Annotated in this window: 18 protein-coding genes; 11 read left to right on the forward strand and 7 right to left on the reverse strand. The window is 61.6% G+C overall.

What is annotated here, in order from left to right; translation table 11 throughout:
• Nucleotides 1–30 precede the first annotated feature (30 nt).
• From lspA to KHO30_RS20425, 3 genes are all read right to left on the reverse strand, one after another.
• Nucleotides 31–537, reverse strand: a complete 507-nt coding sequence (gene lspA, locus KHO30_RS20415; protein ID WP_093638890.1) for a signal peptidase II — start codon at nt 535–537, stop codon at nt 31–33.
• Complete coding sequence (gene ileS, locus KHO30_RS20420) at nt 537–3,374, reverse strand: isoleucine--tRNA ligase (protein ID WP_211702027.1); 2,838 nt, start codon at nt 3,372–3,374, stop codon at nt 537–539. Before ileS ends, lspA begins: the two co-directional genes overlap by 1 nt.
• Before the next feature lie 170 nt (nt 3,375–3,544).
• The gene (locus KHO30_RS20425) at nt 3,545–4,540 is read right to left on the reverse strand and encodes a bifunctional riboflavin kinase/FAD synthetase (protein ID WP_054042648.1); all 996 of its coding nucleotides are present in this window, start codon (nt 4,538–4,540) and stop codon (nt 3,545–3,547) included.
• Between the two features lie 118 nt (nt 4,541–4,658).
• On the opposite strand from KHO30_RS20425, the gene purN reads away from it, so the two are divergent.
• The 6 genes from purN (at nt 4,659) to nadC (ending at nt 11,595) form a co-directional block, all read left to right on the forward strand.
• On the forward strand, nt 4,659–5,312 hold the full coding sequence (purN, locus tag KHO30_RS20430) for a phosphoribosylglycinamide formyltransferase (RefSeq protein ID WP_093638893.1): 654 nt from the start codon (nt 4,659–4,661) through the stop codon (nt 5,310–5,312).
• Nucleotides 5,309–6,568, forward strand: coding sequence for an RsmB/NOP family class I SAM-dependent RNA methyltransferase (locus KHO30_RS20435; RefSeq protein WP_093638896.1), 1,260 nt, complete (start codon nt 5,309–5,311; stop codon nt 6,566–6,568). The genes purN and KHO30_RS20435 overlap by 4 nt, the downstream gene beginning before the upstream one ends.
• Before the next feature lie 79 nt (nt 6,569–6,647).
• On the forward strand, nt 6,648–8,003 hold the full coding sequence (locus KHO30_RS20440) for a mechanosensitive ion channel family protein (RefSeq protein ID WP_211702029.1): 1,356 nt from the start codon (nt 6,648–6,650) through the stop codon (nt 8,001–8,003).
• Between the two features lie 202 nt (nt 8,004–8,205).
• Nucleotides 8,206–9,402, forward strand: coding sequence for a DesA family fatty acid desaturase (locus tag KHO30_RS20445; RefSeq protein WP_054042639.1), 1,197 nt, complete (start codon nt 8,206–8,208; stop codon nt 9,400–9,402).
• Nucleotides 9,403–9,544: 142 nt separating this feature from the next.
• Nucleotides 9,545–10,684 carry a quinolinate synthase NadA gene (gene nadA, locus KHO30_RS20450; protein ID WP_211702031.1) on the forward strand — a complete coding sequence of 380 codons (1,140 nt, stop codon included), beginning with the start codon at nt 9,545–9,547 and terminating at the stop codon, nt 10,682–10,684.
• Nucleotides 10,684–11,595, forward strand: a complete 912-nt coding sequence (gene nadC / locus KHO30_RS20455; RefSeq protein ID WP_093638905.1) for a carboxylating nicotinate-nucleotide diphosphorylase — start codon at nt 10,684–10,686, stop codon at nt 11,593–11,595. The genes nadA and nadC overlap by 1 nt, the downstream gene beginning before the upstream one ends.
• Before the next feature lie 84 nt (nt 11,596–11,679).
• Here nadC and nadB read toward each other — a convergent pair whose 3' ends face one another.
• From nadB to radC, 4 genes are all read right to left on the reverse strand, one after another.
• Nucleotides 11,680–13,278, reverse strand: coding sequence for an L-aspartate oxidase (gene nadB, locus KHO30_RS20460; protein WP_093639273.1), 1,599 nt, complete (start codon nt 13,276–13,278; stop codon nt 11,680–11,682).
• A gap of 238 nt (nt 13,279–13,516) precedes the next feature.
• Nucleotides 13,517–13,684 carry a 50S ribosomal protein L33 gene (gene rpmG / locus KHO30_RS20465; protein WP_006050116.1) on the reverse strand — a complete coding sequence of 56 codons (168 nt, stop codon included), beginning with the start codon at nt 13,682–13,684 and terminating at the stop codon, nt 13,517–13,519.
• A gap of 10 nt (nt 13,685–13,694) precedes the next feature.
• Nucleotides 13,695–13,928 (reverse strand): 50S ribosomal protein L28, encoded by a 234-nt coding sequence (gene rpmB / locus KHO30_RS20470; RefSeq protein ID WP_007180631.1) that lies wholly within the window; start codon nt 13,926–13,928, stop codon nt 13,695–13,697.
• Nucleotides 13,929–14,170: 242 nt separating this feature from the next.
• Entirely contained in the window at nt 14,171–15,037 is an 867-nt protein-coding gene (gene radC / locus KHO30_RS20475) for a RadC family protein (protein ID WP_244864096.1), read from the reverse strand.
• Between the two features lie 210 nt (nt 15,038–15,247).
• Here radC and KHO30_RS20480 point away from each other — a divergent pair, with 210 nt between their 5' ends.
• From KHO30_RS20480 to KHO30_RS20500, 5 genes are all read left to right on the forward strand, one after another.
• Nucleotides 15,248–15,703: an FKBP-type peptidyl-prolyl cis-trans isomerase gene (locus tag KHO30_RS20480; protein ID WP_054042637.1), complete on the forward strand. Its 456-nt coding sequence runs from the start codon at nt 15,248–15,250 to the stop codon at nt 15,701–15,703.
• A gap of 2 nt (nt 15,704–15,705) precedes the next feature.
• Entirely contained in the window at nt 15,706–16,665 is a 960-nt protein-coding gene (gene ispH, locus KHO30_RS20485; RefSeq protein WP_093638909.1) for a 4-hydroxy-3-methylbut-2-enyl diphosphate reductase, read from the forward strand.
• 542 nt (nt 16,666–17,207) lie between these two features.
• Nucleotides 17,208–18,407, forward strand: coding sequence for a branched-chain amino acid ABC transporter substrate-binding protein (locus KHO30_RS20490; protein ID WP_200618028.1), 1,200 nt, complete (start codon nt 17,208–17,210; stop codon nt 18,405–18,407).
• Between the two features lie 230 nt (nt 18,408–18,637).
• Nucleotides 18,638–19,588: a branched-chain amino acid ABC transporter permease gene (locus KHO30_RS20495; protein WP_200618030.1), complete on the forward strand. Its 951-nt coding sequence runs from the start codon at nt 18,638–18,640 to the stop codon at nt 19,586–19,588.
• 13 nt (nt 19,589–19,601) lie between these two features.
• Nucleotides 19,602–20,771 (forward strand): ABC transporter permease subunit, encoded by a 1,170-nt coding sequence (locus tag KHO30_RS20500; protein WP_093638915.1) that lies wholly within the window; start codon nt 19,602–19,604, stop codon nt 20,769–20,771.
• Nucleotides 20,772–20,774: the final 3 nt, after the last annotated feature.

Here is a 20,774-nt window from a genome sequence, read left to right on the forward strand (position 1 = left end):
CTCCGACAAAGCGTGGTCTACCTATACGCGTTACCGCGAGCCGCGCACGCGCCGCAACTCGTCGAGCACGAGCAGGATCGCGCCGATCGTGATCGCGCTGTCGGCGAGATTGAACGCCGGCCAGTGCCACGTGCGTACGTGAAAATCGAGAAAGTCGATCACATGGCCGTACGCCAGCCGGTCGATCACGTTGCCAAGCGCGCCGCCCAGAATCAGCGCGAGCGCCGTGCAGAACATCTTCTGCCCGCCGTGGCGCTTGAGCAGATAGCAGATCACCAGCGCCGCGACCACGCCGAGCGCGGTGAACGCCCAGCGCTGCCAGCCACCCGCCATCGCGAGGAAGCTGAAGGCGGCGCCGCGGTTGTACACGAGGATCAGGTTGAAAAACGGCGCGACCTCATGCGGAACACCGTAGGCGAACACCTTCTGGACCGCGATCTTGGTGAGCTGATCGAACAGGATCACGATCAGCGCGACACCGAGCCACGGCGCCAGCGAACCACCGGCAGCTGACGATTTCGACATGGTTTTCGCCATTATGCCGCGCTCCTCACTTCACCGTTGCCGAACAGATTGCTGAAGCAGCGGCCGCACAGGGTGGGGTGCTCGGCGTTGGCGCCGACGTCCGCGCGGTAGTGCCAGCAGCGTTCGCACTTCAGATACTTCGAGGCGATCACCTCAACGCTTTCTTCCGCTTCGCTATCGACCTTCACGACGGTCGCCGCCGACGTGATCAGCACGAACTTCAGGTCGTCGCCGAGGCTCGTGAGCGCGTCGTAACGTGCGCCGCTCGCGCGGATTTCGACTTCCGCCTGCAGCGACGAACCGATCAGGTTCGCAACGCGTGCTTCTTCGAGCGCCTTGGTCACATCGCTACGAGCAGCGCGCAACAGTGTCCATTTGTCGAGCAGCTCGCCGGCTTGCGGCACCGCCGGGAACGCGTGATACGTCTCGGTGAAGATCGTTTCGCTGTTCGGCTGGAACACTTTCCACGCTTCTTCCGCGGTGAACGACATGAACGGCGCCATCAGGCGCAGCAGGCCGTGTGCGATGTGATACAGCGCGGTCTGAGCCGAGCGGCGCGCGACGGAGTCAGCCGCCGTGGTGTACAGACGGTCTTTCAGCACATCCAGATAGAAGCCGCCCAGGTCTTCCGAGCAGAACGTCTGCAGCTTGGCGACCACCGGGTGGAACTCGTATTTGTCGTAGTGCGAGAGGATGTCGTTTTGCAGATTTGCCGACAGCGCCACCGCGTAACGGTCGATCTCGAGCCAGTCTTCGACCGGACGCGCGTGTTGCGCGAAGTCGAAGTCCGACAGGTTCGCGAGCAGGAAGCGCAGCGTGTTGCGGATGCGGCGATAGCCTTCCGTCACGCGCTTCAGGATCTCTTCGGAGATCGCCAGTTCGCCCGAGTAATCGGTCGAGGCGATCCACAAGCGGATGATTTCCGCGCCAAGGCGATTCGCCACTTCGTGCGGGTCGATACCGTTGCCGAGCGACTTGCTCATCTTGCGGCCTTCGCCGTCGACGGTGAAGCCGTGCGTGAGCAGCGCGTTGTACGGCGGGCGGCCATCGAGCATCGAAGCCGTCAGCAGCGACGAGTGGAACCAGCCGCGGTGCTGGTCCGAGCCTTCCAGATACAGATCAGCCGGGAACTGCAGTTCGTCTTTATGCGAGCCGCGCAGGACGTGCCAGTGCGTGGTGCCCGAATCGAACCAGACGTCGAGCGTGTCGCGGTTCTTTTCATACATGTTGGCGTCGTCGCCGAGCAGTTCGCGCGGGTCGAGCGTTTGCCATGCTTCGATGCCGGCCTTCTCTACGCGTTGCGCGACTTCTTCGAGCAATTCCAGCGTGCGCGGATGCAGCTCGCCGGTTTCCTTGTGCACGAAGAACGCCATCGGCACGCCCCATTGACGCTGACGCGACAGCGTCCAGTCCGGGCGGTTGGCGATCATGCTGAACAGGCGCTGTTTGCCCCACGACGGATAGAAGGCGGTGTTCTCGATGCCTTCGAGCGCGGTTTCGCGCAGCGTCTTGTCGGTGTCGTTCGGCTTCACGTCCATGCCGGCGAACCATTGCGACGTCGCACGGTAGATGATCGGCGTCTTATGGCGCCAGCAGTGCATGTAGCTGTGCGTGTACTTCTCGGTGCGCAGCAACGAGCCGGCCGCTTGCAGGGCTTCGACGATCTGCGGATTCGCCGCCCAGATCGACAGGCCGCCGAACAGCGCGAGCGATTCGATGTAACGGCCGTCGCCCATCACCGGATTGATGATGTCCGAATCGGCCATGCCGTGCGCCTTGCACGACACGAAGTCTTCCACGCCGTACGCCGGCGACGAGTGCACCACACCCGTACCGGATTCAGTCGTCACGTAGTCGCCGAGATAAACCGGTGCCGTGCGCTTGTAGGCCGGATGCGCGGAGGCGAGCGGGTGATTGAAGCGCAGGTTGACGAGCTTCGCGCCCGGCGTGGTCGCGATGACCGTGCCTTCCAGCCCATACAGTTTCAGGCACGCTTCAACACGTTCTTCGGCGAGGATCAGCAAGCCGCGTGGTGTATCGACCAGCGCGTAGACGATTTCCGGATGCAGGTTCAGCGCCTGGTTGGCGGGGATGGTCCACGGCGTGGTGGTCCAGATCACGATGCCGCCTTCGTTGCGCGGCAGCGCATTCAGGCCGAACGCCTGCGCGGTCTTTTCCGGCTCGGCGAAGCTGAACAGCACGTCGATGGTCGGATCGGTCTTGTCCTTGTACTCAACTTCCGCTTCGGCCAACGCCGAGCCGCAGTCGAAACACCAGTTGACCGGCTTCAGGCCGCGGAAGACGTAACCCTTTTCCATGATCTTCGCGAGCGCGCGGATTTCACCGGCTTCGTTCGTGAAGTTCATCGTCTTGTACGGGTTATCCCAGTCGCCGAGCACGCCCAGACGGCGGAAGCCGACCTTCTGCTTCTCGATCTGTTCGGTCGCGTAAGCGCGCGCCTTCTGCATCACTTCGGCCGCCGGCAGCGACTTGCCGAACTGCTTTTCGATCTGGATTTCGATCGGCATGCCGTGGCAATCCCAGCCCGGCACATAGACCGCGTCAAAGCCCGCCAGATTGCGCGCCTTGACGATCATGTCCTTAAGGATCTTGTTGACCGCGTGGCCCAAGTGGATGTCGCCGTTCGCATACGGCGGGCCGTCGTGCAGGATGAATTTCTTACGGCCCTTGGAGGCGGCGCGGATCTTCTCGTAGACCTTGCGTTCCTGCCATTCCTTGACCCATTGCGGCTCGCGCTTGGGCAGGTCGCCACGCATCGGGAACGGCGTGTCGAGCAGGTTGACCGGGTAGCGTGACTGCGGTTTCGAATCGGCTTTCTTGTTGCTCATGATGAGGTCGCGGTGAATTCTTTCTAAGCGCAGCGAGGCTGCGGTAAGCGCAAGATGCGCAGGGCGTTGGGCGCGCCCGGCAGGCATGTCGCGTAATCCACGGACGCCCTTCGATGCGCGCAGCAGTGGGTACATGCAGCGCTTCAGCGCGCTCACATGTACCGCGGCGGCTATCTAATTCGGTCAGTGGCCGAAGTGGCGAAACCGGTGGATCGGCTGCCCGGCGTGCCGGCGCCGACGGCCGCGAACCACGCGCGCGCATTGGCGACGTCGCGCGCGATGGCGGCGGTCAGCGTTTCGAGGTCGACGTATTTTTCCTCGTCGCGCAGCTTCTTCAGGAATTCGACGCGCACGAGTTTGCCATACGCGTCGCCGTGCCAGTCGAGCAGGTGTACTTCGAGCAGCACGCGGCCGGAATCGTCGACGGTGGGGCGCAGGCCGAGGCTGGCGACGCCAGGCAGCGGTTCGTCGGCCACGCCATGCACGCGCACCACGAAAATGCCGGCCAGTGCCGGGCGTTTGTGCGCGATCGCCAGATTGAGCGTGGGGAAGCCGAGGTCGCGACCGAGCTTCATGCCATGTACGACGTGGCCGCTGATCAGGTAATCGCGGCCCAGCGCGGCACGCGCGGAGTCGAGATCGCCCGCTACCAGCGCCGCGCGCACGCCCGAGCTGGAAATGCGCGCGCCGGACGGATCGGCCACGGTTGCCATCTGCTCGACTTCGAAACCGTGCAGTTGACCCGCGGCCTTGAGCGAGGCGAAATCGCCCGCGCGCTTGGCGCCGTAGCGGAAGTCGTCGCCGATCATGACCCAGCGAGCATGCAGCCCATTGACGATGATCCGTTCGACAAACGCATCCGGCGACTGGCTCGCGAAGGTATGGTTGAAATGCTCGACCACGACCCGGTCGACACCGTTGGTGCGCAGCGCCTCGAGCTTGTCGCGCAGCATGGCGATTCGCGGCGGCGCGCCGGCGGGGTTGAAGAATTCGCGCGGGTGCGGCTCGAAGGTCATCACGCAGACGGGCAGGCCGCGAGCATCGGCGGCGGCCCGGACGTGGGCGAGCAAAGCCTGATGGCCGCGGTGGACACCGTCGAAGTTGCCGATGGTCAGTGCGCAGGGCGCACGGCTTTCGGCATTGGGAAGACCGCGGAAGACTCTCACGATAGCGGGTTTGAGGTAGGGCGGCCGATATGCCGCAAAACAAACGATTATAAACGCTCAGCGCACGAGACGGCGGCGCGTCGCCGTTTCAGTGTCCCCCGAATGATAAAATCCGCGGATGAAAAAACTCGTCATCCTGATTTCCGGACGGGGAAGCAACATGGAAGCTATCATTCGCGCCTGCGCGGACGAAGGCTGGGCGGCGCAAGTCGCCGCTGTGATTGCCAACCGTCCTGACGCCGCGGGCCTTGCGTTCGCAGCGTCGCACGGCATTGCCACGGCGGTGGTCGACCACCGCCAGTTTCCCGATCGCGACAGCTTCGACGCCGCGCTGGCGCAAGAAATCGACAGCTTCGCACCTGATCTCGTCGTGCTCGCCGGCTTCATGCGGGTGCTCACGGCCGGTTTCGTCGACCATTACGCCGGACGCATGCTGAACGTGCATCCGTCGCTGCTGCCGAGCTTTCCGGGCCTGAAAACCCATCAACAGGCACTTGACGCCGGCGTGCGGCTGCACGGCGCGTCGGTGCATTTTGTCACGTCGCAGCTGGATCACGGGCCGATCGTCGCGCAGGCGGCCGTCCCCGTTGAGGCTGGCGACACCCCCGCCACGCTCGCCGAACGCGTGCTGGCAACCGAACACATTATCTATCCACGCGCGGTGCGCTGGTTCGTCGAAGGGCGTCTTGCTCTCGACGGCTTGCGCGTCACGCTTACGCCGCCGGAGCCGCAATGGCTCTTTGCCGGTCACACCGCCGGAGAGGGCGCATGAGATTACATGGTTTTTTGATTGGACAAACCGAGACTTTGCTGGCTGAAGTCCTGAAGCTGAACGGCCCCGCCGACGCCACGACGAGCCGCTTTTTCCGCGCGCATCCTAAGCTCGGGCACGGCGAGCGCGGCGTGATCGCCGAAGCGGTCTTCGCCGTGCTGCGCCGCCGGATGGAATTCGCTCATCTGGCCGAAGGCGGCGCGGGCAGCCCGGCGCGCCGCATGGCCTTGCTGGGACTGATGCAGACGGCCGGCCGCACGGCCCTCAAGCCGTTCTTGACTGATACCGAATCGCACTGGCTCGAACACGTCGCGAAGATCGACCCGGAGAGCCTGCCGCTGCGGATTCGCCTGAATCTGCCCGACTGGATCTATCAGGCGCTTTCCAAGCGCTTCGAACCCGCGGAACTGGCGCAACTGGCCGCCGCGCTGAACTATCCGGCGCCGCTGGACCTGCGCGCGAACCCGATCAAGGCAAGCCGCGACGACGTGCTGAACGCGCTGTCGAAGGCCGGCATCGAAGGTGGCGCGACGCCTTTCGCACCGTTCGGCGTGCGGGTGGTCGGCAAGCCGCCGCTTACCAAGCTGGACGCGTTCCAGCACGGCTGGGTCGAAGTCCAGGACGAGGGCAGCCAGTTGCTGTGTTCGCTGGTTGCCCCCAAGCGCGGCGAAATGATCGTGGACTTCTGCGCGGGCGCGGGCGGCAAGACGCTGGCGCTGGGCGCGGCGATGCGTTCCACCGGGCGTCTGTACGCCTTCGACGTCTCCGAGCGGCGTTTGGCCAAGCTCAAGCCGCGCTTGGCGCGTAGCGGGCTGTCGAACGTGAATCCGGTGCTGATCGATAGTGAGCACGATGCCAAGATCAAGCGTCTGGCCGGCAAGATCGACCGGGTGCTGGTCGACGCGCCGTGCAGCGGGCTGGGTACGCTGCGTCGTAACCCGGATCTGAAGTGGCGCCAGTCGCCGGAATCGGTCGCCGAACTGGCGCCGAAGCAGGCGTCGATTCTGGCCAGCGCCTCGCGTCTGGTGAAGAAGGGCGGCCGTCTCGTCTACGCAACCTGTTCGATTCTGGAAGCGGAAAACGAAGCCGTCGTGCAGCAATTCCTCGCCGACCATCCGGACTTCGCCTTGGTGCCGGCGCGCGACGTGCTCGCTGAGCAGCGCATCGAGCTGGAAATGGGCGATTACCTGTCGTTGTGGCCGCACCGCCACGCTACTGATGGCTTCTTCGCAGCCGTGCTGGAACGCCAGAGCTAAACGCAACCGGCTATCTGTCGGCGCAACCGGGTTCCTTTTCTGAATTGAACCCCGCTGCGCCGGCGATTTCGGCGATATCATGCAAAACCGCATTTTTCCTCATATGTTCGGCGACCTCGCGCGCGACTTCGGCCAGCCGGTGATGCTGTGGCAGGTCGGCGTCCTGCTCGTGACGCTCGCCATTGCCTGGCTGATCGCGCGCCTGTTGCGGCGCACGCTCGATCTGCGGCGCCAGACGCGTTACCAGACCCTGCGTTTCGGCGCGGAGAGCCTGAACCGCGCATTCTTCCCGCTGATTGGCGCGGCGCTTGTGTGGGTTGCACAGGCGATCACCAGCCAGTTCATGCACACCGCGCTGCTCGATCTGGCGCTGGTGCCGCTGTTCGGTATCGGCCTGATTTACATCGTGTTTTTCTTCGCGCGACGGGTCTTCAGTCAGGACGGCGCGAACCATCCGTGGCTGTTCCTCGTCGAGAAGATCGTTTCGCTGGTCGTCTGGATCGGCATGGTGCTCACCGTGATGGGCATCCAGGACGACGTGATCACGTGGATGGGCAGCGTACGCTTCCGGGTCGCGAATGCGCACATGACGCTGCTTTCGCTTACCACGGGGCTTCTGTGGGTGTGTGTGACGATGATCGTCGCGATGTGGCTCGGCGCCACGTTCGAAGATCGTCTGATGCGTTCGAAGACGCTCGATGCCAACCTCAAGGTGGTGGTGGCGCGAGTCGGGCGTGCTGCGTTCGTGCTGGCGGCCATCCTGATCAGCCTGTCGCTGGTCGGCATCGACATCACGGTACTGGGCGTGTTCGGCGGTGCGCTGGGTGTCGGGCTCGGGTTCGGTTTACAGAAGATCGCCAGCAACTACGTCTCGGGCTTCATCATCCTGATCGACCGCTCGCTGCGCATCGGCGACACGATCAACGTCAGCGGCTTGCAGGGCATGGTCACGCAGATCCGCACGCGGTATACGGTGGTGCGCGGTCTCGACGGCATCGAAACGCTGATTCCGAACGAAAAGCTGATTACGGACGTGGTGCAGAACCAGTCGTCCTATCTGACGCGCGGCTACGCCAAGGCGGCCGTGCAGGTTTCCTACTCCACCGACGTGGAGCAGGCGATGGCGTTGCTCACCGAGGCCGCTCAGGGCGTCGCGCGGGTGTTGCAGGAACCGGCGCCTACGCCCTATCTGGTTGGCTTCGGCCCCGACGGGATCAACCTCGAACTGGGTTTCTGGATCGAGGATGCGGCAACAGGCACGTCAGGCGTGCGTTCGGCCGTGAATCGCAACATCTGGCGTCTGTTCTCCGAACACGACATCGCAATTCCTTTCGCGCAACGCGAAGTGCGAATCGTCGGCAACATCAGCGACGCGATGCCGCAAGCGGTAACAATGACCGCTCCCGCGGCCAATCAGGCGGACAGCGCCCACTGACGGGCACTGCGAACGCGCCGGAGGTCCAAAAAAGACCTCCGGCGCGTTCCATCTGGTTGATAGCGCACAAAAAATCCCTATTTGTTACAAACACTTGGAACGCTTCAAGTAGAATATCGTCCAATCCCGCTGTATGCTTTCACTTTCTTGACACGCGCATTTCGCGTGTGTCTGGCGTCTCTTGTTCCACAGGTAAATTGCCTTGTTGAATTCCTTGCTCGATTTCCTTGCTCACGGTTTGCTGCACTTTTCGTGGTGGCAACTTGTGCTGTACACGCTGGTCGCGACGCACATCACGATCATTGGCGTAACGGTCTATCTGCATCGCTGCCAGGCGCACCGCGCGCTGGAGCTGCATCCGATCGTCAGTCATTTTTTCCGCTTCTGGCTGTGGATGACCACCGGCATGCTGACCGGCCAATGGGCCGCGATTCACCGTAAGCACCACGCCAAGTGCGAGACCGAAGAAGATCCGCACAGCCCGCAAACGCGCGGCATCTGGAAGGTGCTGCTCGAAGGCGCGGAACTGTACCGTTCCGAAGCCAAGAATGAAGAAACGATGCGCAAGTTCAGTCACGGCACGCCGAATGACTGGATGGAACGCAACGTCTACACCAAGTACCCGATCCTCGGGGTGAGCCTGATGATGGTGCTGAACGTCGCGCTGTTCGGCGTCGTCGGCCTGACGATCTGGGCCGTGCAGATGGTGTGGATCCCGTTCTGGGCGGCTGGCGTGGTGAACGGCCTCGCGCACTGGTGGGGCTACCGCAACTTCAACTCGTCGGATGCCAGCACCAACATCTTCCCGTGGGGCATCATCATTGGCGGTGAAGAACTGCACAACAACCACCACACGTATGCGACGTCGGCCAAGCTGTCGAATAAGTGGTACGAGTTCGACATCGGCTGGATGTACATCCGCATCATGTCGGCGTTCCGTCTGGCCAAGGTGAAGAAGATCGCGCCTACGCCGCGTCTGACCACCGGCAAACTGGTTCTCGATCAGGATACGTTGCAAGCCGTGCTGGCAAACCGCTATGAAGTGATGGCGCGTTACGGCAAGGCGCTCAAGCGTGCTTATCGCCAGGAACTGGCACATCTGAAGGAAGTAGGCGCACGCGAGAAGTATCAGGTGATGCGCGGTGCGCGTAGCTGGTTCCACAAGGAAGAAGCGGGTCTCGATGAGCCGCAGAAGCGCCAGTTGCCGCAGATCTTCGCGAATAGCCAGAAGCTCAAGACTTACATCGACATGCGCAATGAACTCGCGGCGATGTGGGAGCGCTCGAATGCGTCGCGCGACCAACTTCTGGTTCAGTTGCAAGACTGGTGTCATCGCGCGGAACAGAGCGGTATCAAAGCACTGCAGGACTTTGCAATGCGTTTGCGCCGTTATGCCTGATCGTATGCCTTAGCGCGAAATCTATTAAAATTTCGTTACGTCACAAAACCCCGCGTTGGCGGGGTTTTGCTTTTTGGGCCGCGGCAATTTCAACGACACACGATTGACAGTCCGCGGCGGCAGAGCGAAGGCAGAGGAGATCATGGATCAGCAGGCGATCAGGACCGTCGAATACGACCGGCCACAGGCGCAGGGCACGACCTGCGGGATCGGGCAGGCGTGGGCGAAGGTGCCCGACGCGCCGTCGGCGGAACAGAAGGTGGCGCTGAAAGAGCGCATCCGCGCATTGCTTAAGCGCGAGAAAGCCGTGCTCGTCGCGCACTACTACGTCGACGCGGAACTGCAGGAACTCGCCGACGAAACCGGCGGTTGCGTGGCCGACTCGTTGGAAATGGCGCGCTTCGGCCGCGATCACGAGGCGCAGACGTTGGTGGTGGCGGGCGTGCGCTTCATGGGTGAGACGGCGAAAATCCTGAGTCCGGACAAGCGCATTCTGATGCCGGATCTCGACGCGACCTGTTCGCTCGACCTCGGCTGTCCGGTCGATGAATTCTCGGCGTTCTGTGACGCGCACCCGGATCGCACGGTGGTCGTGTATGCGAATACCAGTGCGGCGGTCAAGGCGCGCGCGGACTGGATGGTGACGTCGTCGATCGGGCTGGAAATCGTTGCCGATCTGCACGCACGCGGCGAAAAGATCATCTGGGCGCCGGATCGGCATCTCGGTAGCTATATCCAGAGCAAGACCGGTGCGGACATGCTGCTGTGGCAGGGCTCGTGTCTCGTGCACGACGAATTCAAAGGCATCGAACTCGATCTGCTGCGCGCCGAGTATCCGGGCGCGAAAGTGCTGGTGCATCCGGAGTCGCCGGCTAACGTGGTCGCGCAAGCAGATGTGGTCGGCTCGACCACGCAGTTGATCGACGCCGCGCAAAAACTCGACGCGACGCATTTCATCGTGGCGACCGATCTCGGCATTCTGCACAAGATGCAACTCGCCGCGCCTGGCAAGACGTTGATCGCCGCGCCCACGGCCGGCAACAGCGCGACCTGCAAGAGTTGCGCGCATTGCCCGTGGATGGCGATGAACGGCCTCGCAAATCTAGCCGAGGTGCTCGAACGTGGGCACAACGAAATCTTCGTCGATCGAGCGATCGGCGAGCGCGCGCGTCTGCCGATCGACCGGATGCTCGACTTCGCGGCGCGTCACAAGAAGCGCGTGCAAGCCAGCGGCGATCTCGCACGCGACGCGCAACTGTATTCGAACGTGGGAGCGGCGTAATGGGGGCGGTTGAAGGGGCAGTGGAGCGCAATCAGGTCGAGGCGGTGTCGCCGCTGTTCGCGGAGATTCATGCGCAGTACGGCGCGGCATTCGATGCGGCGTTGGCGCGTAACGTCGCTGACGCGCTGGCAGAAGATGTTGGCGCAGGTGATCAAACCGGTCGCCTTGTTCCTGCGGACGACGTGCGCGATGCACGCATCATCGTGCGTGAAGATGCCGTGCTGTGCGGCGTGCTCTGGTTCAACGCGGTGATGCGCCAGGTCGATCCGCGCATCGAAGTGCAGTGGCGTTATCGCGAGGGCGATCGGATGACCGCGGATACGCCGGTCTGCGAACTGCGTGGCCCTGTCCGTGCGCTGTTGACTGCGGAACGCAATGCGTTGAATTTCTTGCAGCTGCTGTCGGGCGTGGCGAGCGCAACGCGCCGCTATGTCGACGCAATCGCCCACACTCAAACGCGCATCCTCGATACGCGTAAGACCTTGCCGGGCTTGCGGCTCGCGCAGAAATACGCCGTGCGCGTGGGCGGCGGTGCGAATCAGCGGCTCGCTTTGTACGACGGCATTCTGATCAAGGAAAACCACATCGCTGCAGCGGGCGGTGTCGGGGCCGCAATGGATGCGGCGCTCGCGCTGAATGCAGGCGTGTCGATTCAGATCGAAGTCGAAACGCTCGCACAATTGGAAACCGCGTTGGCGCATCGCGCGCAATCCATTCTGCTGGACAACTTTTCGTTCGACGCGATGCGTGAAGCAGTGCGTATCACGGCGGGGCGAGCGGTGCTGGAAGTGTCTGGCGGTGTGAACTTCGAGACGGTGCGTACCATTGCGGAAACAGGCGTCGACCGCGTGTCGATCGGCGCGTTGACCAAAGATGTGCGTGCGACGGATTACTCGATGCGAATCGTCTGAACCGTGCACGCTTAAGCGTTCGCCATCCATGAAAAAGCCATCGCAGGGAAACCGGCGATGGCTTTTTCACTTCAGCTTCAGAAATCACACGTTGCGGTTACGCACATGTTCCGGCGATAGCACAGTCGGCAGCGCTTTCGGCAACGTCGCCGGCCAATCGCGGCTAAAGTGCAAGCCGCGGCTTTCACGCCGTGAACGAGCGCCTTCGACGATCAATGACGCCACGTCGACCAGATTGCGCAGTTCAAGCAAATCGCGGCTCACCTTGAAGTTCGCGTAATACTCATGAATCTCGTCACGCAGTAAGGCAAGCCGATGCTTGGCTCGGGCCAGCCGTTTGTCCGTCCGCACGATGCCGACATAGTTCCACATCAAGCGGCGCAGTTCATCCCAGTTGTGCGCGACCACCACTTCTTCGTCCGGATCGGACACACGGCTTTCGTCCCAGTCAGGCAGCGGAGCATGGACGGCGGCGCTGAAGCCTTCTTCCTCGATCGCCTGCGCGGCGGAGCGCCCGATCACGAGACACTCGAGCAAGGAATTGCTGGCAAGCCGGTTCGCACCGTGCAGGCCTGTGCATGACGTTTCACCGACCGCATAGAGACCGGCGAGGTCAGTCCTGCCCGCCAGGTCCGTCACGACGCCACCGCACGTGTAGTGCGCGGCGGGCACAACCGGAATCGGCTCTTTGGTGATGTCGATGCCGAATTCCAGGCAGCGAGCCAGAATCGTCGGGAAGTGCTCGCGCAGAAATTCGGGCGGCTGATGGCTGATGTCGAGATAGACGCAGTCGATGCCGCGCTTCTTGATCTCGAAGTCGATTGCGCGCGCGACGATGTCGCGCGGCGCGAGTTCGGCGCGCTCATCGTGGTTCGGCATGAAGCGCGTGCCGTCCGGCAGCTTCAGAATGCCACCTTCGCCGCGTACCGCTTCCGAGATCAGGAACGACTTCGCATAAGGATGGAACAGGCAGGTGGGATGGAACTGGATGAATTCCATGTTCGACACGCGGCAGCCGGCGCGCCAGGCCATTGCGATGCCGTCGCCGGTCGCAGTGTCGGGGTTGGTGGTGTACAGATAGACCTTGCCGGCGCCGCCGGTGGCGAGCACGGTATGCGGCGCTTCGATTGTCACGGTGCGGCCGCTTTGCAGATCGAGTGCATACAGACCATGGCAGCGACGCCCCGGCAAACCGAGGCGGTCGGACGTGATCAGGTCGATCGCGTAATGGTCCTCGAGCAGGGTGATGTTCGGATGACGGCGTACGCGCTCGCTGAGCGTGGTGACCACGGCATGTCCCGTTGCATCCGCAGCGTGAATGATCCGACGATGGCTGTGGCCGCCTTCGCGTGTCAGATGAAAGCCGAGTTCGGCGGCGTCGTCTTTGGTGAACGGCACGCCTTGCGCGATTAGCCATTCGATCGCAGCGCGGCCATGCTCGACGATAAAGCGCGTCGCCGCCTCATCGCACAGGCCGCCGCCGGCGATCAGTGTGTCGCGCACGTGGTTTTCGATGCTGTCTGCCGAATCAAGAACGGCGGCGATTCCGCCTTGCGCCCAATCGCTCGCGCCTTCGGTCATCGATCGCTTGGCGACCACCGCAACCCGCCGGGTCTCCGCGAGGTTGAGCGCGACGCTCAAGCCTGCCAGACCGCTACCGACAATCGCTACATCGAATTCCATCGCCTGCATCTCCGTCTTTCGTTTTGCCATGACGGCATGCTGTGTGCATGCCGCCAAAACGAGAAAGGATACGCGTCGCGACGAATGAGGGAAAGCTGGCCGAACGGGATAAGACTGTCCTAAGTGGGCAAAGGAGAGCTAATCAGCACGATACTGGGAAGTTGAAAACAAAAAAGCCTCGCACGAATGCGAGGCTTTTTTGCGAATCTTTTTGCCTTCGTCAGGCAGGAGCCAAGATTTATTTAATCTTGGTTTCCTTGTAGTCAACGTGCTTACGGACGACCGGATCAAATTTCTTGATCAGCATCTTTTCCGGCATGTTGCGTTTGTTCTTTGTCGTCGTGTAGAAGTGACCCGTGCCTGCGGTCGATTCCAACTTGATCTTGTCGCGTGCGCCTTTCGCCATGATTTACTCCTTAGGCTTCACCGCGTGCGCGCAGATCTGCGAGCACAGCGTCGATACCGTTCTTGTCGATCAGGCGCAGGCCGGCGTTCGAAACGCGCAGACGCACCCAACGGTTTTCGCTTTCCACCCAAATACGGCGGTTTTGCAGGTTCGGCAGGAACCGGCGCTTGGTTTTGTTGTTCGCGTGGGAAACGTTGTTGCCGCTCATCGGCGCTTTCCCAGTTACTTGGCATACGCGTGCCATGAGAGCACTCCTAATACGCTAATTCTGAGTTCGAACGCCGTGAAAGTTTCCCGAAAAGAGCCGCGCTTGAGAGTTTATTGAAACTCGAGGCACGTTTCCTTTCCGGAACGCCTTGGTGGCTTCGGAACAGGGGGTTGGAAATAGGCAAACCGGAATTCTAGCAGAAAAAAAGCCGCAAAATCAAACCTTATTTGCGATGCTGAACTCGGCACGACGTTGCTGCGACCCTGGTTGGCGCCGTGTTAGGGCCAGCCGGCGCGGGCAAACGAGTACGTGTGATCCGCGCCGATCACCAGATGGTCGATCAATTGTACGTCGATCAGCGCAAGGGCTTCGCGCAGCGTATGCGTCAGCCGGCAGTCGCTCGCGCTCGGCTGGACGGCGCCGGAAGGGTGATTATGCGCGACGATCAGGCTGGCCGCATTCAGGTTTAGCGCCCGCCGCACGATTTCGCGCGGATAGACGGCCATGCGCGTGAGCGTGCCTCGGGCGCTCTCCTCGCAGCGGATCAGACGGTGGCGGGCGTCGAGAAAGAGCGACAGGAAGACTTCGTGGGGACTTCCGCCGATACGCAGGCGCAGATAGTCTTGCACGGCCTCAGGCGAGTTCATTAGCGAGCGATCACGCATTTTATCGACCAGCGAACGCCGCGCCATTTCCATAATGGCCATCAGCTGGGTTTTTTTCGCCGGCCCGATACCGCGCAGGCCGTCGAAGTCCGAGTAAGTTGCGTCGAGCATCGCGCGTAGCGAGCCGAAGCGGTCGAGCAGGGTGCGTGCAACGTTGAACACGTCGTGGCCCGGCAGCCCCGCGCCGAGCACCAGCACGATCATTTCGGTGTCGGACAGGACGCTGGGCCCTTCCTCGATCAGCCGCTCGCGTGGCATGTCGTTCTTGTGCCATTTGCCGCGTACAAGCGGCCGGGTCAGAGGTGTGGCGCCGTCCGCGGCGGCTTCGGCAGAGCTGTCCGCTGCGGTATGACCAGCCGCGGCGCCAGCGCGTGGCGACGCCGGGGCGGGGGCCGCGAGTACGGCGGCGTCGGGCGCAGCGGGCTCCGGCAACGCCGCTTCCAGTGTCGCTTCGTCCATCGTGCAGGCATAGTCAGCCATATAGATATACATCCTCCAGTTCGGATTTGTGGCGGCGCGCGGTGCGCGGCCGTGCCGCGATGCGCGCGACGGCCAAGCCGCCGCCCGCTATGTGGCTTACAATAGACGCTTTGCGCACGGCACCCCGAGGGTTTGCCACGCGCGTCAACTGCGGCGTCAACTGCGCCCGCGGCGCACGCGTGCAGAGCGCTTCGACTGAGCGAGCATTGCATGAGCATCATCGACATTTCCGAAGTGAAACCCGGTTCACACGTCACGCTTCATTACCGGCTTTCCCTTGCCGATGGCGCCGAAGTCATCAATACGTTTACCGACAATCCGGCTACGCTGCTGCTCGGCGCGGGTCAACTGGCGCCGCCGCTGGAAGACATTTTGCTGGGTTTGAAGGTGGGCCACCATTCGACCTTTCAGCTAACGCCGGGTCAGGCGTTCGGTCCGCGCAATCCGGAGTTGATCCAGCGGGTCTCGCTGGCCACGCTGCGCGAAAACAGCATGATCGGCGAGGATTTCTCGCCGGGTGACCTGGTCGAATTCAACGCGCCGGGTGGCGGCCGCTACGCGGGCGTCCTCAAGGAAGTTGGCGAGACGTCGGCGTTGTTCGATTTCAACCATCCGCTTGCCGGCCAGGCGCTGGCGTTTGAAGTGAAAATCATCGGGATTCTGTAAACATGAGCATCACGGATACGACTCTTGCCGAAACCGAGATCCTGCTGGCGCAGCCGCGTGGGTTCTGTGCCGGCGTCGATCGGGCCATTGAAATCGTAGAGCGGGCCATCAAGCTGCACGGCTCGCCGATTTACGTGCGCCACGAAATCGTCCATAACGCCTATGTCGTCGAGGATTTGCGCAAGAAGGGCGCAATTTTCATTGAGCAACTGGAAGAAGTGCCGGCCGGCAATACGGTCATTTTCAGCGCGCATGGCGTGTCGAAAGCGGTGCGCTCGGAAGCCGAGTCGCGCGGCCTGCGGGTGTACGACGCCACCTGTCCGCTCGTGACCAAGGTGCATATCGAAGTCGCGAAAATGCGCCAGGACGGCTTCGACATCGTGATGATCGGCCACAAGGGCCACCCTGAAGTCGAGGGCACGATGGGGCAGGCGGGCGAAGGCATGCATCTGGTGGAAGACATCAAAGACGTGCTGGCCTTGCAGTTGGCCGATCCCGAGCGGATCGCGTTCGTGACGCAAACCACTCTGTCGGTCGACGACGCAGCCGAGATCATCGGCGCCCTGAAGGCGAAATATCCGGCGATCCGCGAGCCGAAGAAGCAGGACATCTGCTACGCCACGCAAAACCGCCAGGACGCGGTCAAGTTCATGGCGCCGCAATGCGACGTCGTGATCGTGGTTGGCAGCCCGAATAGTTCGAACTCGAACCGGTTGCGCGAGCTGGCCGAAAAGCTTGGCGTGCCTTCTTATATGGTTGACTCGCCAGACCAGATCGATCCGGTATGGGTCGAAGGCAAGCGCCGGATCGGTGTGACGGCGGGCGCCTCGGCGCCGGAAGCGCTGGCGCAAGCGGTGATTGGCCGGTTGCGTGAGCTTGGCGTGCGCAACGTGCGCGCGCTCGACGGCATTGAGGAAAACATCGCATTTCCGCTGCCGCGCGGGCTGGGTCTGCCTGCCTGACAATCAGCCGACGTTTCTGAAAGGAAAGCGCGCCCAAGGGCGCGCTTTTTTTACGTCCGCGGATTCGTGGGCCCGTCCAAAATAAAGTGCCAGATCAGCGCCCTGGGCCGTTTTAAGTGTTCTCCCACACAAATTCCTTTGAATTGTGATTTGGCTTTTAAACAATTTTTGGACGATGTGGCCCCGTTTAAATCGTTTCAAACGTGTTGCCCCGATTTTTGACGCACTAAAATAGTGCGCGCATTCTGATATCAATGGAAACGTAATACTTAACGCGAACCACGGCGCAATCAGGGATCGGGCCAGATCGCTGCAACACTTGATGCCATTGGGTGCGACGATGGTGCAACTGATGCACGAAAAATAGTCGCAACCCGGTTGCGCCTTTTGCGGAATTCCTCTCTCAAAATAAGGTTGCAATGCAGGAAAACCCCACCGTTTCAACAATATTGCCCGTCGCATAATTGGAGTTACAATGCGCGCGTTCTCAAGGCCTCCGGGTCCCGAACAATAGATTTTGCAAGGCGCAGGAGACCTACTTAATGCGAGTCAAGTTTGCTTACGCCGTGTCCATCGTGACCGCGGTTGCGATGTTGACCGCGTGCGGCAAAAAGCAGGAAGGCGAGGCGGGAGCAGGTGCATCGGCTGCCACGGCGGCAGCGGCACCGGCGAGTGAAGCAACTGTTGTGAAGATCGGTCATGCGGCCCCATTGACGGGCGGCATTGCGCATCTTGGCAAGGACAATGAAAACGGCGCGCGTCTGGCGGTCGAGGAAATCAATAAGCAGGGCTTGACCATCGACGGTCACAAGATCCAGTTGGAGCTCGACGCACAAGATGATGCAGCGGACCCGAAAACGGGTACGGAGGTCGCTGAAAAATTTGTCGACGATCACGTTGTCGCCGTGGTCGGCCACCTGAATTCAGGTGTCTCGATTCCGGCGTCAAAGATCTATAGCGATGCCGGGATCGTGCAGATCTCGCCGTCGTCGACAAATCCGGGGTACACGCAGCAAGGTTTCAAGACGACTTATCGGGTGGTCGCGACCGATGCCCAGCAGGGCCCGGCGCTGGCCAACTACGCGACGAAAGTGCTCGGCGCGAAACGCATCGCGATTGTCGACGACTCGACCGTATACGGTAAGGGACTGGCCGACGAGTTCGCGAAGACGGTACAGGCGAGCGGGGCGAAGATCGTCGCGCGTGAAGCCACGAATGACAGGGCTACGGAGTTTCAAGCCGTCCTTAGAAAGATCAAGAGTGTTCAGCCGGACGTGATCATGTTCGGCGGAATGGACGCGACGGGCGGGCCGTTTGCCAAACAGGCGGCGGCGCTCGGTATCAGGGCAAAAATCCTTGGCGGCGACGGTGTGTGTACCGACAAGGTGGGTGAGCTGGCGGGAACCGCCGTGCAAAACCTGGTCTGTTCGGAGGCGGGACTCGCGCTTTCGAAAATGGACAAGGGAGCGGACTTCGAACAGAAGTACGTAGACCGCTTCCACACGCCGGTGCAGATTTACGCACCGTTCACGTATGACGCTGTGTACGTGATTGTCGATGCAATGAAGCGCGCTAATTCTATCGAGGCGCCCAAGGTGCTGGCTGCGATGCCGTCCACCGATTACAACGGGGTAATCGGCCACATCGCGTTCGACGACAAGGGTGATTTGAAAGAGGGCGCCATTACGCTTTACGACTTCAAGGACGGCAAGAAAGCGGTTCTCGACGTCGTGAAGATGTGATGACGGGACGTACAGCCTGACGGCACCGAAACCACCCAACGGTGCCGTTTTTGCATCCGCCATCGATTCGTCCCCGACTGCATCCCAGTCGTAAGACGAAACGGGCAGCGGATAACCCTTACCGGTCTTTTACATCAGTACCCGCAGTGCCGTTGAGATTGGCGTACCGCATCACCGCCCACCGGCTGATGAAGAACGCGAATCCAGTCGCACGGGCTAAGGAGCATTAAATGGATATCTTCATCCAGCAGGTCCTCAACGGGCTGGTGCTTGGCAGCGTTTACGCCATCATCGCACTGGGCTATACGATGGTTTACGGCATCCTGGGCATCATCAACTTCGCGCACGGCGATGTGTTGATGGTGGGCGCGATGGTTGCGCTCTCAGCCATAGGCGTGCTTCAGAACCACTTCCCCGGCCTCGGCAATGTGCCGACGCTCATCATCGCGTTGATCATCGCGGCAGTGGTTTGCTCGGTGGTCGGCTACACGATTGAGCGCGTGGCCTACCGGCCGTTGCGTAAAGCACCGCGTCTCGCCCCGCTGATCACCGCGATCGGTGTGTCGATCCTGCTGCAAACCCTCGCGATGATGATCTGGTCGCGCAACCCGCTGCCGTTCCCGCAGCTGTTGCCTACCGACCCGATCAACGTGATCAAGGCCACCGACACGACGCCTGGCGCCGTGATCTCGATGACCGAAATCGTGATCATCGTGGTGGCGTTCCTCGTGATGGGCGGTCTGCTGCTGCTGGTCCACAAGACCAAGCTCGGCCGCGCGATGCGTGCGATCGCTGAGAACCCGGGCGTTGCCAGCCTGATGGGCGTGAACCCGAACTTCGTGATTTCGGCGACCTTCATGATCGGCTCGGCGCTGGCCGCTCTTGCCGGCGTGATGATCGCGTCCGAATACGGTAACGCACACTTCTATATGGGCTTCATCCCAGGTTTGAAGGCCTTTACCGCGGCGGTGCTGGGCGGGATCGGCAACCTCGGCGGGGCAATGGTGGGCGGCGTGCTGCTCGGCCTGATCGAACAGTTGGGGGCGGGGTATATCGGCAACCTCACGGGCGGTGTATTCGGCAGTAACTACCAGGACGTGTTCGCATTCATCGTGCTGATTATCGTGCTGGTGTTCCGTCCGTCGGGCCTGTTGGGCGAACGTGTTGCTGATCGAGCATAAGGAGTAGACAGACATGACCTCAATTCAACCGATCGAGCCGTCCACGACGCTCATCCCTGAAAAGAACCTGACGAAGACGTTGACCGTCGGCATCATCACCGCGATCTTCGTGATCGCGGCACCGATGATCATCGGCGCGGCAGGCGGCAACTACTGGGTCCGCGTGCTCGACTTCGCGATGCTGTACGTGATGCTCGCGCTGGGTCTTAACGTGGTGGTTGGCTTCGCCGGACTGCTGGACTTGGGCTACATCGCGTTCTACGCAATCGGCGCCTACGTTGCTGCTCTCCTGAGTTCGCCGCACCTGACCTCGCAGTTCGAGTGGATCGCGCACCTGTTCCCGGGCGGCCTGCATACGCCGATCTGGATCATCGTGCCGATTGCGATGGCGCTAGCCGCGACCTTCGGCGTTCTGCTCGGCGCGCCGACCCTGCGTCTGCGTGGCGACTATCTCGCGATCGTGACCCTGGGCTTCGGGGAAATCGTGCGGATCTTCATGAACAACCTCGACCGTCCGGTGAACATCACCAATGGTCCGAAGGGGATCACGGGGATCGATCCGGTCAACGTCGGGGGTTTCAGCCTCGCGCAAACCCACTCGCTGTTCGGCTTGCAGTTCCCGTCGGTGTACTCGTACTACTACCTGTTCGTGTTGTGCGCGCTGTTCGTGATCTGGACCTGTACGCGTTTGCAGCACTCGCGGATCGGCCGTGCATGGGCCGCCATTCGTGAAGATGAAATCGCCGCCAAGGCCATGGGTATCAACACCCGTAACGTGAAGCTGCTGGCTTTCGCGATGGGCGCGTCGTTCGGCGGCCTGTCGGGCGCGATGTTCGGTTCGTTCCAGGGCTTCGTGTCGCCGGAATCGTTCACGTTCTGGGAATCGGTCGTGGTGCTGGCCTGCGTGGTGCTGGGCGGTATGGGCCACATCCCTGGCGTGATTCTCGGTGCGGTGCTGCTCGCAGTGTTCCCGGAATTCCTGCGCTCGACGATGGGTCCGCTGCAGAACGCGATCTTCGGTCATGAAATCGTCGATACCGAAGTGATCCGTCAGTTGCTGTACGGCCTCGCGATGGTCGTGATCATGCTGTACCGCTCGGAAGGCCTGTGGCCGTCGCCGAAGCACGAAGACAAGATTGCGAAACTGGCGAAGCGCAGCGGCAAGAAGCCGGTGCGTGCCTAACGG

The sequence above is a fragment of the Paraburkholderia aspalathi genome, from assembly GCF_905220735.1.
Classification (GTDB): domain Bacteria; phylum Pseudomonadota; class Gammaproteobacteria; order Burkholderiales; family Burkholderiaceae; genus Paraburkholderia; species Paraburkholderia aspalathi.

Excerpts from the sequence above, each read along its gene's own strand:
- radC (WP_244864096.1), bottom strand. The coding sequence starts at position 15,037 with ATGGCTGACTATGCCTGCACGATGGACGAAGCGACACTGGAAGCGGCG.
- KHO30_RS20500 (WP_093638915.1), top strand. The coding sequence starts at position 19,602 with ATGACCTCAATTCAACCGATCGAGCCGTCCACGACGCTCATCCCTGAA.
- lspA (WP_093638890.1), bottom strand. The coding sequence starts at position 537 with ATGGCGAAAACCATGTCGAAATCGTCAGCTGCCGGTGGTTCGCTGGCG.
- nadB (WP_093639273.1), bottom strand. The coding sequence starts at position 13,278 with ATGGAATTCGATGTAGCGATTGTCGGTAGCGGTCTGGCAGGCTTGAGC.
- KHO30_RS20440 (WP_211702029.1), top strand. The coding sequence starts at position 6,648 with ATGCAAAACCGCATTTTTCCTCATATGTTCGGCGACCTCGCGCGCGAC.
- KHO30_RS20495 (WP_200618030.1), top strand. The coding sequence starts at position 18,638 with ATGGATATCTTCATCCAGCAGGTCCTCAACGGGCTGGTGCTTGGCAGC.
- ispH (WP_093638909.1), top strand. The coding sequence starts at position 15,706 with ATGAGCATCACGGATACGACTCTTGCCGAAACCGAGATCCTGCTGGCG.
- KHO30_RS20490 (WP_200618028.1), top strand. The coding sequence starts at position 17,208 with ATGCGAGTCAAGTTTGCTTACGCCGTGTCCATCGTGACCGCGGTTGCG.
- nadC (WP_093638905.1), top strand. The coding sequence starts at position 10,684 with ATGGGGGCGGTTGAAGGGGCAGTGGAGCGCAATCAGGTCGAGGCGGTG.
- KHO30_RS20435 (WP_093638896.1), top strand. The coding sequence starts at position 5,309 with ATGAGATTACATGGTTTTTTGATTGGACAAACCGAGACTTTGCTGGCT.
- nadA (WP_211702031.1), top strand. The coding sequence starts at position 9,545 with ATGGATCAGCAGGCGATCAGGACCGTCGAATACGACCGGCCACAGGCG.
- KHO30_RS20480 (WP_054042637.1), top strand. The coding sequence starts at position 15,248 with ATGAGCATCATCGACATTTCCGAAGTGAAACCCGGTTCACACGTCACG.
- ileS (WP_211702027.1), bottom strand. The coding sequence starts at position 3,374 with ATGAGCAACAAGAAAGCCGATTCGAAACCGCAGTCACGCTACCCGGTC.
- rpmG (WP_006050116.1), bottom strand. The coding sequence starts at position 13,684 with ATGGCGAAAGGCGCACGCGACAAGATCAAGTTGGAATCGACCGCAGGC.
- rpmB (WP_007180631.1), bottom strand. The coding sequence starts at position 13,928 with ATGGCACGCGTATGCCAAGTAACTGGGAAAGCGCCGATGAGCGGCAAC.
- purN (WP_093638893.1), top strand. The coding sequence starts at position 4,659 with ATGAAAAAACTCGTCATCCTGATTTCCGGACGGGGAAGCAACATGGAA.